Annotated in this window: 12 protein-coding genes; 5 read left to right on the plus strand and 7 right to left on the minus strand. The window is 74.3% G+C overall.

Annotation, left to right across the window (positions count from 1 at the left end):
* Positions 1-49: 49 nt before the first annotated feature.
* From ACZ58X_RS09545 to ACZ58X_RS09560, 4 genes are all read right to left on the minus strand, one after another.
* A complete protein-coding gene (locus ACZ58X_RS09545) occupies positions 50-856 on the minus strand; it encodes a thioesterase II family protein (protein WP_470333075.1) in 807 nt (268 codons plus the stop codon).
* On the minus strand, positions 853-1,746 hold the full coding sequence (locus tag ACZ58X_RS09550; protein WP_470333076.1) for an AfsR/SARP family transcriptional regulator: 894 nt from the start codon (positions 1,744-1,746) through the stop codon (positions 853-855). The genes ACZ58X_RS09545 and ACZ58X_RS09550 overlap by 4 nt, the downstream gene beginning before the upstream one ends.
* A gap of 107 nt (positions 1,747-1,853) precedes the next feature.
* Entirely contained in the window at positions 1,854-2,942 is a 1,089-nt protein-coding gene (locus ACZ58X_RS09555; RefSeq protein ID WP_470333077.1) for an alpha/beta hydrolase, read from the minus strand.
* A complete protein-coding gene (locus tag ACZ58X_RS09560) occupies positions 2,939-3,799 on the minus strand; it encodes a 2-oxo acid dehydrogenase subunit E2 (protein ID WP_470333078.1) in 861 nt (286 codons plus the stop codon). Before ACZ58X_RS09560 ends, ACZ58X_RS09555 begins: the two co-directional genes overlap by 4 nt.
* 368 nt (positions 3,800-4,167) lie before the next feature.
* Here ACZ58X_RS09560 and ACZ58X_RS09565 point away from each other — a divergent pair, with 368 nt between their 5' ends.
* From ACZ58X_RS09565 to ACZ58X_RS09575, 3 genes are all read left to right on the plus strand, one after another.
* On the plus strand, positions 4,168-5,928 hold the full coding sequence (locus ACZ58X_RS09565; RefSeq protein WP_470333079.1) for an AAA family ATPase: 1,761 nt from the start codon (positions 4,168-4,170) through the stop codon (positions 5,926-5,928).
* Between the two features lie 258 nt (positions 5,929-6,186).
* Positions 6,187-6,969, plus strand: a complete 783-nt coding sequence (locus ACZ58X_RS09570) for an AfsR/SARP family transcriptional regulator (RefSeq protein ID WP_470333080.1) — start codon at positions 6,187-6,189, stop codon at positions 6,967-6,969.
* 179 nt (positions 6,970-7,148) lie between these two features.
* Positions 7,149-8,141, plus strand: coding sequence for an aldo/keto reductase (locus tag ACZ58X_RS09575; protein WP_470333081.1), 993 nt, complete (start codon positions 7,149-7,151; stop codon positions 8,139-8,141).
* A gap of 93 nt (positions 8,142-8,234) precedes the next feature.
* Here the strand turns inward: ACZ58X_RS09575 and ACZ58X_RS09580 are convergent, their stop codons facing one another.
* The 3 genes from ACZ58X_RS09580 to ACZ58X_RS09590 all read right to left on the minus strand — a co-directional run bounded on the left by ACZ58X_RS09580 (position 8,235) and on the right by ACZ58X_RS09590 (position 11,681).
* Positions 8,235-9,689, minus strand: a complete 1,455-nt coding sequence (locus tag ACZ58X_RS09580; protein ID WP_470333082.1) for a DHA2 family efflux MFS transporter permease subunit — start codon at positions 9,687-9,689, stop codon at positions 8,235-8,237.
* A gap of 571 nt (positions 9,690-10,260) precedes the next feature.
* Complete coding sequence (locus tag ACZ58X_RS09585; protein ID WP_470333083.1) at positions 10,261-10,485, minus strand: ferredoxin; 225 nt, start codon at positions 10,483-10,485, stop codon at positions 10,261-10,263.
* A complete protein-coding gene (locus ACZ58X_RS09590) occupies positions 10,482-11,681 on the minus strand; it encodes a cytochrome P450 (protein ID WP_375893164.1) in 1,200 nt (399 codons plus the stop codon). Before ACZ58X_RS09590 ends, ACZ58X_RS09585 begins: the two co-directional genes overlap by 4 nt.
* 277 nt (positions 11,682-11,958) lie before the next feature.
* Between ACZ58X_RS09590 and ACZ58X_RS09595 the strand changes: the two genes are divergently transcribed.
* Together ACZ58X_RS09595 and ACZ58X_RS09600 are read left to right on the plus strand one after the other, a co-directional pair.
* Positions 11,959-12,495: an allene oxide cyclase barrel-like domain-containing protein gene (locus ACZ58X_RS09595; RefSeq protein WP_470333084.1), complete on the plus strand. Its 537-nt coding sequence runs from the start codon at positions 11,959-11,961 to the stop codon at positions 12,493-12,495.
* 129 nt (positions 12,496-12,624) lie between these two features.
* Positions 12,625-13,656, plus strand: coding sequence for a 3-oxoacyl-ACP synthase III family protein (locus ACZ58X_RS09600; RefSeq protein WP_470333085.1), 1,032 nt, complete (start codon positions 12,625-12,627; stop codon positions 13,654-13,656).
* Positions 13,657-13,663: the final 7 nt, after the last annotated feature.

Below are 13,663 nucleotides of genomic sequence, written 5' to 3' on the forward strand. Positions count from 1 at the left end.
GTCGACTTCCCGCTCCGGCGGTGCGTCCTGGGCGGGTGTCGCGGAGTGGTCAGTGGCGGGCTGCGGTGAGGCGGGCGTCGAGCAGGGCGAGCAACTCCTGCTGGCGTCCGTCGAGGTAGAAGTGGCCGCCCCGGTGGATGCCGAGCTCGAAGCCGGCTGTGGTGTGGCGCTGCCAGGCGGCGGCCTCGGCGGGGGTGACCCACGGGTCGGCGTCACCGATCAGGGCGAGGACCGGCGTTCCCACGGTGACCTCGGGCCCGGCGAAGTAGCCGCCCACGGCGGCCAGATCGGCGCGGACGGCCGGCAGGATCATCCGGAGGGCCTCCTCGTCCGCGAGCAGTCGCGGGTCGGTGCCGCTGAGGTCCCGCAGGTGGGCGGTGAGGGAACGGTCGTCGGTGAGGTGGGCGTACTCGCCGTCGCGCCGGGTGGAGGGGGCGCGCCGGCCGGAGACGGTGAGCAACTCCGGTGCGCGGCCGTCGCGTTCCAGCCGGCGGGTGAGTTCGAAGGCGAGCAGGGCGCCCATGCTGTGGCCGAACAGGGCGTAGCGGCCGTCGCCCACGGCGGCCCGGACGGCGGGCGCGGCCAGCTCGGCGAGCCGGGTGAGGTCAGCGACGGCGGGCTCCCGGTAGCGGTCCTGACGGCCCGGGTACTGCAGGGCCAGCACGTCGACGTCCGGTCCGGCCGCGGCGGCCCAGGGCCGGAAGACGGAGGCCGAGCCGCCGGCGTGCGGCAGGCAGAGCAGGCGCAACGGCGGGTCGGCCGAGCGGGCCGGGTCGGGGTTGCGAGGCGTCCCGGGGGCACCGAACCGGCGTACCCACAGCGAGCTGTCGACGGCGGCGGCGCCCGCGCCGCTCATGCCGCCGCCTGCCGCTCGATCCGGTCCGAACGCTCGGGCCGGTCCGAACGCTCGGGCCGGTCCGAACGCTCCGAGCGCTCCGAGCGGTCGGCCGGCTCGGCGGGCCCGGAGCGCTCGCCCCACTGCGGGCGGAGCAGGTCGAGCCGCCGGTCCGACAGCAGGATCGCCCGCTGCACCTCGCGCAGCGCCCGTCCGGGCTCGATGCCGAGTTCGGCGGTGATGGTGCGGTGCGCCGCGCGGTACACCCGCAGGGCGTCGGCCTGCCGCTCGGAGCGGTAGAGGGCGATCATCAGCTGCCGGTGGAATGCCTCGTGCAGCGGGTGTTCGGCGACCAGCGAGTAGAGCCTGCCGATGAGTTCGCGGTGGCGCCCGGTGGCCAGGCCGGTCTCGACGTGCATGCCGACGCACTCCAGCCGGGCCTCCTCGGCCCAGGTGGTGAAGCCCTCCAGGACGGGCCCGGAGCGCAGGTCGCCGAGCGCGGGGCCGCGCCACAGGGCGAGGGCCTCCTCGAAGGCGGCGGCGGCCTGCTCGGTGCGGCCGTCCCGGGCGGCGGCCCGTCCGGTCTGCATCAGCTGCTGGAACTCGTCGGAGTCCAGCCGGTCGTCCGGGCCGAGGCGCAGCACGTACCCGGGGGACTGGGTGACGATGACGCTCTCCGGCCGGCCGTCGGCGAGCAGCTTGCGCAGCCGCGAGATGTAGACGTGGATCGCCGCCAGATGGCGCCGTGGCGGGGCGTCGCCCCAGATCTCGAAGCCGAGTTGCGGGACGGGCACCACCTCGTTGGCGCGGACCAGCAGGGTCGCCAGCAGCACCTCCATGTTCCGGGCCTTGACGGCCGAGGTGCCGTGCTCCGTGGTGACGTGCAGGCTTCCGAGCAACTGGTATCTCACAGTGGGCCTCCTGAGGGCGTGTCGTCCGGCTCAGGGTGTCCCACCGGGGCCGTCCGCGCATCAGCGGAACTACGTACGGACGGCCCCGGTGCCGTGCCTCGCCCCCGCTACCGCCGGTCCAGCGCGCGCAGTTCGGCGCCGAGGGCGAGCCGGCGGTCCAGCGGGCCGCCGCTCATCCGCAGCACCGTGAGCAGCGTCCACAGCCGGGTCTGCGGGAAGAACCGGGGCGAGCCGTGCACGTCGTCGTGCACCCGCAGGCGCAGGCTGCGCAGCGAGCGCCGCAGCCGGTCGGTGTCGGAGGGCGGGATGATCTCGTCCCGGGCGCTGGCGACCAGGGCGACCGGGACGTCGACGGCGCTCAGCCGGGCCGGGTCCAGGGCGAGCGGGGCGAGCGCGTCGAACACCGAGCCGGCGTCGGTGCGGGCGAGGTGGGCGAGGGTGTCCACGGTGACCCGGGGAACGGTGGCGTGCCACGCCCGGTCGGTGAAGAAGTCGTGCACGGGCAGGCCGGCGCCGACCACGCCGCGGATGCGCGGGTCGTCGAGCGCGGCGTGCAGTGCCAGGTTGCCGCTGAAACTGAGCGCCAGCGCGTACGTCCGCGCGGTGTCGGCGCGGTCGGCGACGGCGTCCAGGACGGCGGGCAGCAGTGCGGGCGCCGTCAGGTCGTACGGCAGCGGGTTCTCGCCGACGCCGGGCATCTCGGTGACCACCCCGGCCAGGCCGAACTCGGCGAGCTGGAGCAGGACCGGCGCCCACTGCTCCTTGAGGCTGATGATCCCGCCGGACATCAGGAGCAGCGGCCTCGGCTGTTCCGCCGACAGCCCGCCCGCCCAGGCGGCGACCGGGCCGGCCGCGGTGGGCACCTCGATCCGTTCGATTCCGGGGAAGTCGCCGGCCCAGCGGGCGAACACGTCCCGGGCGCGTTCCTCGGCCTCCCGCCGGGCCGAGCCGGACGGGTAGGGGAAACGGGCCATCGTGTAGTAGCGGCCGGCCTCCAGCAGCCGGCCCTCGCGTTCCAGCCGGTCGCCCGCCTCGGTCCAGCGGCGCACCCAGGAGCCGGGGCCGCCGTCGCCGTCGTCCACGACACCGTCCAGCACGGCTCCGTACTGGGCGGGGGTGATGCCCTGGGAGGTGGCCTGGGCGACCACGAACTGCTTGAGCTCGGCGAGGTCGTTCGCCGGGGCGCGGCCGGTCATGCCGTCGCCTCCGAACGGACGGGGGCGGGCGCGCCGGCCGTCGCCCCGGCTGCCGCTTCGCCGGTCGCCGGTCCGCCGTCCCCGGGCCACTCCTCCAGCGCGGCCCGGATCTCGGTCAGTACGTCCGCCGCCTCCGCGCCGTCGATGACCCGGTGGTCGAAAGCCAGACTGAGCCGGAACACCGGTGCGGCGACGATCGCGCCGTCCCGGACCACCGGCCGCTCGACGATCCGGCCGACGCCCAGGGTGATGGTGGTGCCGCCCACCGAGTGGAAGCCGTCGACCGGCCGGTGGCCGAGCGAGGTGACCGCGAAGGTGCCGGTGATCAGCGGGCGCAGCCGCAGGTCGCGGGCGGCGCGGGCGAACCGCAGTCGGCCGCGCAGCCAGGGCAGCCGGTGCAGGGCGCGGATGCCGGCGAACTCGGGCAGTTCGGCCGGGTCGCCGTCCAGCACCCGGTCCAGTCGGCGCTGCACCTCGGCGAGGCCGGCGGTGTGCGGCTCGGGGACGACGGTGGACAGCACCACCCGGGTGCCGCCCAGGGTGCGGTCCAGGGTGACCTTCCCGGACACCGTCGGGAAAGTGGCCACCCGGGGGCGCGGGCCGCCCCGGTAGGCGGAGTTGGCCTCCGGGTGGCGGGCCAGCACCCCGCCCGCCGCCACCAGCAGGTAGCCGACCACCGAGCGGCGCTGCCCGGCCGCGCGGGCCGCCGCCCGGTCGGCGAGCAGCCGGGTGGCGTCCACCTCGGTGTCCAGGAAGACCGGGGAGAAGTCCCGGATCGCCTCCAGGAAGTACAGGGTGTGCCGCCGTTCGCGCGGCGGCGGTGCGAGCCGCGGATCGGCTCCGGTCGGACTGGTCATGACGGGCCCCTTGGGTCGGATCGGTCCGGTCGGTCGGTGGTCACGGGCCGGACCGGTGGAGGGGCCGAGCCTGGCGCACGGGGCCAAACAGGTTCTGAAACGCGAGCTCCGGAGCGGTCACCGGAATCGTGAAATCCTTGTTTCGTCCGGCCAGTTGATCGGTGTTCGAAGCTACGATCGACCGAGGTTGGGGGGATCCGCCAGTTCCGCCCGCCACGGGGGAGGGGGAAGGGGCAGCAACCGTGATCGCAGTCCAGCAGACCCGAGACATCCGAGACGCCAGGGACGCCAGGGACGCCAGGGAAACCCGAGAAGCCCAGGACGCCAGGGACACCCGAGACGTCCGAGACACCCGAGAAGCCCGCGTCGTGACCCGGGACCGTGCCCGCACGGACACCGTCAGACGCGCCGAACTGAGCCAACTCCAGTCCGTCCTCGACGAAGTGACCAACGGCCGCCAGCAGGTGGTGGAGCTCGCCGGAGACCCGGGCAGCGGCAAGTCCCGCCTGCTCACCGCGCTCGCCGAGGAGGCCGCCGCACGCGGCTTCACCGTGCTGCGCGCGCTCGCCGACCCGGCCGAACAGGGCCTGGCCGGCAGCCTGTTCGTGCAGGTCCTGCGCGCCTGGATCAGCCTCGCCGACCGGGCCGGGCTGCGCGACGAACTGCTCGCGGTGATCCGCCGGATCGCCGGGTCCGTGGGTGATCCGGCGAGCGGCTGCCCGGTCCCGGAGCGCCTCTGCGCGCTGCTCGAACAGCACACCTGCCGAGGCCTGTTGATCGTGCTGGACGACGTCCACGCGGCCGACCCCGGCTCGCTCGCGCTGCTCGACCGGCTGCTCCGCTGGCCGGTGCGCGCCCCGCTGGCGCTGGTGGTCGCCCACCGGCCCCGGCAGGCCCCGCAAGGGCTGCTCGCCGCCCTGGCCCGCGGCAGCCAGCTCGGCACCACCCGGCGGATCGAGCTCTGCCGGCTCGACCTGGCCCGGGCCGCCGAACTGCTCGACCTGCCCGCCACCGACCCCCGGACGCGCGCCCTGCACCGGGACGCCCACGGGAACCCGCTCTACCTGCTGGCCCTCGCCAGGGTCTGCCCCGGTCGGCTCGCCGGCCGTCCCGAGGGCTCGCTCGCGGACCTGCGGGGCCTGCCGCCGGACGCCGCCCTGCCCGACCGGCTGGCCCGCCACCTGGTGACCGAACTCGCCGTCCTCGGCCCGCGCCAGCGGCTCGTCCTCGCGGCCGCCTCGGTGCTCGGCACCGAGCTGGACCCGCACGGGGTCGCCGCGGTCGCCGGCACGACCCAGGACGAGGCCTGCCGGATCCTCGACGAACTGCGTCGGCTCGACCTGCTGCGACCGCTCGCCGGCAGCCCGCACAGCGGCTTCCGGCACCCGCTGGTGCGGTGGCTGGTCTACGACGGCGCCGACAGCTGCTGGCGCGCCGACGCCCACCGCCGGGCCATCGAGGTCCTCGCGGCCCGGGGCGCCCCCGCCGACCGGCTCGCCCCGCACATCGAACGGGCCACCCCCGGGCTGGACCCGCAGGACGCGGCCGTGCTCACCGCGGCCGCCCGGACGGCGCTGCGCACCGGCGACACCGAGCTGGCCGGGCACTGGCTCGGCGCCGCCCTCACCGCGCTCGGCCGGGGCGGCCCGGCGGACGACCGGGTGGCCCGTCAACTGCTGGCCGCGGCGGACGAGGTGGCGGCCCGCACCGGATCGCGCGCCCTGCTCACCGAGGCCACCGTCCGGCTGGGCGTCGAGGACTTCCGCCCCGAGCGGGCCGGGTCCGGCCGTCCGCCGGGGGCGGGGCCGCGGAGCCGGGGTGACGGTGCCCGCGCCCGGACCACCCGCGCGCCGGCCGTCGCCGCGCCGCCCGCGCCCGGCGGGCCGACCGGGGCCGGTCCGTCCGGCGGACCGTACGCCGGTCCGACCCTGGACCTGCTCACCGGGCGGGAACGGGAGATCGCCGAACTCGCCGGCACCGGCCTGCGCAGCCGGGAGATCGCCGACCGGCTCGGGCTGAGCGCCCGTACGGTCGAGGTGCACATCGCCCGCACCTACCGGAAGTTGGGCATCGGCTCCCGTGCGGCGCTGGTCCGCCTGGTGGTCGAGGAGCACCGCCGGGCGTCGTGACCGGGAGGCCCGTCCAGGATGCCGGGCCGGGCATCCTGGACGGGCCCGCAACCGTGCCGGGCCGAGCCCGAGGAACGGCCGCGCGGCGGGAATACCCGTCCGCCGGGGGCTGTTGAGGCGCTGGACGGCCGCCGACCGCGGCTGCGCCGGTGTGCACGGATGTGTGCACGGATGTGTGCACGGAGGTGTGCGCGGATGTGTGCACGGAGGTGTGCGCGGCGGGGAGGGCGGCAGGGTGAGCGCGGAGGAGGAGCACCGGTGAGGTACGAGGTACTCGGCCCGCTCAGGGTCAGCGACCCGGACGGCCAGGTCGTGATCACGTCCCGGAAGACCGAGACGGTGCTGGCCGTCCTGCTCGCCCGGATGGGCCAGGTGGTCTCGGTGGACGACCTGGTGCGCGAGCTGTGGCCCGCCGATCCGCCGCAGCGCGCCCGGGACGCCGTCTACGTGTACGTCTCGCAGCTGCGCAAGCTGCTCACCCGCCCCGGCGAGCCCGATCCGGTCATCACCCGGGCGCCCGGCTACGTCCTGTGGACGCCGCCGCGGGCCGTCGACTTCCAGGCCCTCCAGGAGCAACTGCCGACCGCCCGGGCGATGATGCGCGAGCGGCGGTACGAGGAGGCCTGCGACCTGTTGGAGGAGATCGTCGCGCTGTGGCGCGGCCCGGTGCTGGCCGGACTGCAGGCCGGCCCGGTGGTCAACACCTTCGCGGCCTGGCTCCAGGAGCTCCAACTGGAGTGCAGCGAGCTGCTGGTGGAGTCCAAGCTGATGCTCTCCCGGGACCGCGAGGTGGTCTCGCAGCTGCGCTGCCTGATCCGCGAGCACCCGTTGCAGGAGAGCTTCTACGCCCAGCTGATGCTGGCCCTGTGGCGCTCCGGCCGGCAGGCCGAGGCCCTGGGCGTCTACCACTCCGCGCGCGACACGCTCAACCGGGAACTCGGGCTGGAGCCGGGCTGCTGGCTGCGCAACCTGCAGCGCACCATCCTGGAGGTGCGCGGCGAGGGCCCCGCCCGGCGGACGCCCGCGGCCGTCCGGGCCTGACGCCGCTGCGCCGCCGACCTCGCGCCCGCCACTCCGCTCGCGCCCGGCACCGACCTCGCGCCCGCCACTCCGCTCGCGCCCGGCACCGACCTCGCGCCGCCGTTTGGGTGCGGTTTAGCCCCCTTCGGCACGCTGGGGGAGGCAGTACCGGAACCCCGAGCGATGACGGAGCGATTCGAGTGAACGATGTCCCCACCCGCCGCCTGGGCGGTCTGGAAGTCGGCGCCCAGGGGCTCGGCGCCCTCGGCCTGAGCGAGTTCTACGGCCCGACCGACCCCGAGCAGGCCGTCGCCACCATTCGTCGGGCGCTCGACCTGGGGGTCACCCTGATCGACACCGCCGACGTCTACGGGCACGGCCTGAGCGAGGAGTTGGTCGGCCGGGCGGTGGCCGGCCGGCGCGACGAGGCGGTGGTGGCCACCAAGTTCGGGGTGCTGCGCACCGGCGACGGGATCGGGCAGGCGGTGCGCGGCGACGCCGCCTACGTGCGGCAGGCCGCCGACGCCTCGCTGGCGCGGCTCGGGCTGGACCACATCGACCTCCTCTACCCGGCCCGGGTCGACCCCTCGGTGCCGATCGAGGAGACGGTCGGCGCGCTGGCCGAACTCGTCCGGGCCGGGAAGGTCCGGTACATCGGGCTCTCCGAGGCCGCCCCGGAGACCATCCGCCGGGCGCACGCCGTGCACCCGCTGGCCGCGGTGCAGACCGAGTGGTCGCTGTTCTCCCGCGAGCTGGAGAGCGAAATCGTCCCGCTGGCACGCGAGTTGGGCATCGGTATCGTGCCGAACGCGCCGCTCGGCCGGGGCCTGCTCACCGGGCGCTACCGGGCCGCCGAGGTGTTCGGGCCGACCGACTTCCGGACCGTCGCCCAGCCGAGGTTCACCCCGGAGAACTTCCCGGGCAATCTCGCGCTGGTCGACCGACTGGAGCCGCTCTCCATCGAACTCGGCGTCTCCGTCGGCCAGTTGGCGCTGGCCTGGGTGCACCACCGGGGCGAGGACGTGGTCCCGATCCCGGGCACCCGACGGATCGACCACCTGGAGGAGAACCTCGCCGCCGCGACGCTGGCCCTCGGTGCCGAGGAGCTGGCGGCGATCGAGGCCGCGGTGCCCGCCGAGCAGGTCGCCGGTGACCGGCTCACCGAGTTCAGCCGGCAGTTCGTCGACCGCTGACCGGCGGCCGGCCGCACGCACCGCAGGTACGGCCTGCACCGCGCGCACCGGACGGACCTTCGGGCCCGTCCGGTGCGCGCTGCTGTCCGCCGGTCAGGAGGCCACCGGCTCACCGCTGTCCTGCGGGCTGACCTCCTCCAGCACCGGGTCGGCCGCGAAGGCCTTGGGCCGGCCCGGCAGGAGCAGGCCGACGGCCACGATGACCGCGGTCATCGCCAGCTCCCACCAGAAGGCGGTGGAGTACGCGTCCCGGACCGAGTCGCCGTTCGCGACCCCGCGCTGGACCAGCAGCGCGACCAGGGCCACGCCGAAGGAGCCGCCGACCTGGTTCAGCGACAGCATGGTGCTGGTCGCCCCCGAGGTCTTCTCCAGCGGCACGGTCCGGTACAGCGAGGCGAGCGTGGGCGCACCGACGCAGCCGAGGCCGAGGCCGGAGACCAACGCGTAGAGGCCGAGCACCAGCTGGCTGGTGGCGCCGGAGGAGAGCGCGTTGCCCAGGGTGCCGAGCACCACCAGCGCGGCGCCGACCGGCACCAGCAGGTTGGCGCCGAGCTTGTCGCTGAGCCGCCCCGCCAGCGGCATCCCGAGGAAGGTGCCGACCCCGAAGGGCGCCAGCAGCAGCCCGCTGGCCATCAGGCTCTGCCCGTGCACCTGCTGCTGGTAGAGCGGCAGCAGCACGTACAGCGAGAACACCGCGGCGCCGGTGAGCGCCATCGCGACCACCGCGGCCGTGAAGCCCTTGTTGGCGAGCAGGCGCACGTCGATCAGCGGGGTGCGGCGGGTGGTGAGCGCGTGCACCACGAAGCCGGCCACCAGCGCCACCCCGACGAGCAGCGACACGATCACGGTGGGGGAGCCGAAGCCCTCGTGGGCGGTCTGCGACAGCCCGTACACCAGGACGGCGAAGCCGGGGCTCAGCAGGACGGTGCCGAGCACGTCGAAGGTCGCGCGCTCGCCCTCGGCGGGGACGTCGGCGGGCACCACCTTGAACGAGAACACCAGCGCCGCCAGCACGATCGGCACGTTCACCAGGAACAGCCAACTCCAGTGCAGGTTGTCCGCGATGACCCCGCCGAGGATCGGGCCGATCACCGGGCCGAGAGTCATCGGCAGCGCCAGCAGGCCCATCACCCGGCCCAGCCGGGCCGGGCCGGCCGCGCGGGCGGTGAGCGTCATCATGACCGGCTCGATGATGCCGGCCGCCACGCCCTGGAGGATGCGGAAGGTGACCAGGGAGCCGATGTTCCAGGACAGCGCCGAGGCGACGGCCGTCACGGTGTAGAGCACCAGGCCGAACAGCCAGACCTTCTTGCCGCCGAAGTGGTCCACCGCCCAGCCGGTCACCGGGATGGTCGCGGCCACCGCCAGCAGGTAGCCGGTGATGACCCATTCGGCCGTGGTGAGCGTGGTGTGGAAGTTGTCGGCCAGCGGGCTCAGCCCGACGCCGACGATGGTCGCGTTCAGCGTCGCGGTGACCGATGCGAGCGCCATGACGACGATCAGCTTGACCAGCGGACCGTCCAGCCGATTCTCGGCCGATTGCGTCATTTCAGTCCTTAGCGATAGCAGGGGAGAAGAAAACGGAGGAGGGCGGCCGCGCATCGCGTGGCGCCCCGTGGCCGCGGAATGCGGCGGGCGGATTTCCGGCGGAGCGGCGAGGGATCACCCGGCCCGGGAGGCCGCCGTGGTACCGGGGGAACCGGTATCAGGGGAACCGGTGTCCCGGAACCGGTATCCGGAGAACGGGCGTTCTGAGAACCGGCGTGCTGAAAGAGCGTATAAACAAGTCAGGGTCGGCGGCCATCGGCCCTTAGACACCGTTAAGGCCGTCGACCCGGAATGCGGGCCGACGGCCTTCGGCGGGGCGCCCGGCCGCCGGTCGGGCATCGGTGACCTGCGGATACGCCCCGCCGGCCGGGAGCCGGAAGGGTTCCCGACGGCTTTAGGGCGTGTCTGACAATTCCCGCCGGGCGCGCGACGCCGGGGCACGCACCTCGCCGCGTTGTCGTCAGTCGCCGATGCTCCGCATGGACTCCCTCCTCCGCCTTGCGATGCACGCACCCCAACGCCGCACGCTGATCCGACGCGAATTGTCAGACACGCCCTGGGGCCCGCCCCCTCAGGTCGGGTCCGGCCGGGCGGCCTCCACGGTCAGGGCCCGGGCCGGGCAGAGCTGGTGGGCGAGCCGGACGTCCTGCTCCCGCTCGGCCGCGGGCTCCGGCTCCAGCAGGGTCACCAGCCCGTCGTCGTCGTGCTCGAAGACGTCCGGCGCGGTCAGCACGCACAGGCCCGCGCCGATGCAGCGGTCCCGGTCGGTGGAGATCCGCACCCCGGCCCCGCTCACCAGGCCACCGGCAGGCGCTCGACGCTCTGCATGGTGCCGGTGCGGCGCATCACCAGCTCCTCGGCCGGCACCGCCAGCCGCAGTCCGGGCAGCCGGCGGACCAGCGTCTCGAAGGCGATCTCCAGTTGCAGCCGGGCCAGGTTCTGCCCCAGGCACTGGTGGATGCCGTAACCGAAGGTCAGGTGCTGCCGACTGGCCCGGGCCAGGTCGACCTCGTACGGCTCGGCGTGCACCCGGTCGTCCCGGTTGGTCATGGTGGAGGAGACCACCAGGCCGTCCCCGGCCTTCAACACCAGGCCGTCGATCTCGATGTCGTCGGTGATCCAGCGCACCCCGGCGAAGTCCGTCACCGCGGTGATCCGCAGCAGCTCCTCGATCGCGATGGCGGCGGGCACCACGCCGTCGCGCAGCGCCGCCAGCTGCTCCGGGTGCTCCAGCAGGGCCAGCACGCTGATCGGGATCATCGAGGAGGTGGTCTCCAGGCCCGCGATCAGCAGCACCATGGCCAGCTGCACCACCTCGTCGTGGGTCAGCTCGCCGCTCTCCACGTGGGCCACCAGCCGGCCCACCAGGTTCTCGTCCGGCTTGCGCTCCTGGGCCGTCACCAACCGGTCCAGGTAGCGGACCAGTTCGGCGGCGGAGGCCTCGGTGTGCTCCGGGTCCCGGCCCTGCATGACGCCGGCGGTGGCGGTCTGGAAGAAGGCGTGGTCCTCGTACGGGATGCCCAGCAGCGCCGACATGACGAGCGACGGGATCGGCGCCGCGAAGTGCTCCACCAGGTCGGCGGGGGAGCCGAGTTCCTCGATCCGGTCGATCAGTCCGTTGACGATCCGCTCGATGTCGGGGCGCAGCGCCCGGGCGTGCTTGAGGCTGAACTCCGGGTTGAGCAGCCGGCGGTGGTGGTGGTGGACCGGCGGGTCCTCGCCCACCAGCACCAGCTTGCGGGCGGCCGGCGCGCCCAGGTGCGGGGCCATGGTGGGGTAGGCGTCGTAGCTGCGGTCGGAGGACAGCCGCTCGTCGGCGAGCAGCCGGCGGGCCTCCGCGTAGCCGGTGATCAGCCACACCCGGCGGTCGTCCCACAGGGTGACCTGGTTGATCGGGCCCCGGGTGCTGATCTCCCGGTAGACGTCCGGTGGCTGGTAGGGGCAGGTGCGGCGCACCGGGAACGACGGTGCTTCGACGGAACTGGCGGACAACGCGGCCTCCCGGTCGGATTTCCCGGAATGGTTTTCCGGGGGGAATTCTGGTTGCTCCGGCGCATGCTAGTTCCGCGCCCCGGGCGCGGGCCACGGCAGTTCCGTCGGGAATCAACGGCAATTCAATGGGCGTTTGTCGCGGATTCAGCGGCGCATTCGCCGGGCGGCGGGGGGCGGTTCAGTGGAGGCGCCGGGCCGGTTTAGCACCGTTGCCTAGCGTGATCGGTGCGCCGTCCCACCGGCGCCGTCCCGTCCCTGTGCTGAACGGAGTTGTGGCATGGCATCGATTCCCCTCCCCGGCCCGCTGGCCCCCGTCGCGGCGGCCCTGCGGGGCCGGCTGCTGGCCTGGCTGGCGGTGCCCCCGCTCGGCCCGACCGGGCCGAACCCGCCGGTCGGCGACCCCGACAACCTGCTCCACCTGACCGACCTCGCCGAGACCCTGATCAGCTACGAGTCCACCAACTCCGATTTCAGCGGGGCCACCCCGACGCTGGACGACCTCGCCCACGTCCGCTACGAGCTGCGCGACCAGCAGGGCGCGCTGGTCGGGACGACCAAGGGGATCGGGCGGATGCTGCGCAAGGGCCCGGAGGGCAACTTCCTGGGCTACTTCTCGGAGGAGATCCGGCTGATCGACGGCAACGTCATCCGGACCGGCGGCATCGTCGACGACGCCCGGCTGACCCTCGGCGAGCAGCAGACCATCAAGGCCGTCGCGGTGGCCGGCCCGCTGCGCGGGGCGATCGGGTTCCGCCAGTTCCGGCCGGTCGAGACCCACAAGGCGTACGCCTCGGCGATCGTCCTCTACCGCTGAACACCCTCGCTGAACACCCCCGCGCCGGACCGCCGTTCGGCCCGACGCGCACTCCGACCGATGCGCACTCCGACCCGACGCGCACTCCGACCCGACGCGCACTCCGACCCGGCTGGGAGCAGACCGCAGATGGACCCCGCAGAGATCCGCCTCCTGGCGGCCGGCACCGCGTTGCCGGGCCCGCCCATCGACAACGCCGCCCTGGGCCGCCGGTTCGGCATGGACGCGCTCTGGGAGCAGTGGGTGGACGCCTTCATCGGCACCCGCACCCGGCACCTCGCCCTCGACCTGGAGACCGGTGAGCAGCGCGACACCCTCGCCGACCTCGGCACCACCGCCGGCGGCCGCGCGCTCGCCGCGGCCGGCACCGACCCCGCCGACGTCGATCTCGTGGTGCTCGGCACCGCCACCCCGGACACCCTGATGCCCGCCACCGTCAACCTGATCGCCGACCGGCTCGGCATCGACGGCGTGGCCACCTACCAGCTGCAGTCCGGCTGCTCCGGCGCCGTCCAGGCGATCGACGTCGCCCGCCAGCTGCTCTCCACCGGCCGGCACCGCACCGCCCTGGTGCTGGGCGGCGACGTCATCGCCAAGCACTACGACCTGACGGCCGACCTGCGCGCCGTCCCGCCGGCCGAACTGGTCAACTACGTGCTGTTCGGCGACGCCGCCGGGGCCGCCGTGCTGAGCGCCGACCCGGCCGCCGGCCCGACCGCCGTCCGGGCCTCCTTCGTCCAACTGGCCGGCCGGGGACGGGAACCGGGCCAGGTGCTGGAGTGGTTCGGCCCGGTCGACCGGCACAGCGGCCGGCCGACGGCCCGGGAGGACTACAAGGCGATCGAGGAGACCGTCCCGCTGTTCGCCGAGCAGATCCTGCACCGGCTGCTCGGCGAGGCCGGCTGGCAGGAGGGCGAGGTGACGCACCTACTGCCGCCGCAGCTGTCCACCCGGATGACCGCCCGGATCGTCGAGCGCCTCGGGCTGTCCGGCGCCGAGGAGATCAGCTGCGTCGGTGAGACCGCCAACACCGGAAACGCGCTGGTCTTCTTCCAGCTCGAACAGGTTCTGCCGAAGCTCTCCCCGGGCGACCGGGCCGCCGCGATCGCGGTCGAGTCCAGCAAGTGGATCAAGTCCGGGTTCGCCCTGGAACACGTCTGACCCCTCC

The organism is Kitasatospora sp. NPDC040550, assembly GCF_055594965.1.

Coding starts and splice junctions, on each gene's coding strand:
- ACZ58X_RS09545 (WP_470333075.1), bottom strand. CDS start 856: ATGAGCGGCGCGGGCGCCGCCGCCGTCGACAGCTCGCTGTGGGTACGC.
- ACZ58X_RS09555 (WP_470333077.1), bottom strand. CDS start 2,942: ATGACCGGCCGCGCCCCGGCGAACGACCTCGCCGAGCTCAAGCAGTTC.
- ACZ58X_RS09560 (WP_470333078.1), bottom strand. CDS start 3,799: ATGACCAGTCCGACCGGAGCCGATCCGCGGCTCGCACCGCCGCCGCGC.
- ACZ58X_RS09580 (WP_470333082.1), bottom strand. CDS start 9,689: ATGACGCAATCGGCCGAGAATCGGCTGGACGGTCCGCTGGTCAAGCTG.
- ACZ58X_RS09595 (WP_470333084.1), top strand. CDS start 11,959: ATGGCATCGATTCCCCTCCCCGGCCCGCTGGCCCCCGTCGCGGCGGCC.
- ACZ58X_RS09600 (WP_470333085.1), top strand. CDS start 12,625: ATGGACCCCGCAGAGATCCGCCTCCTGGCGGCCGGCACCGCGTTGCCG.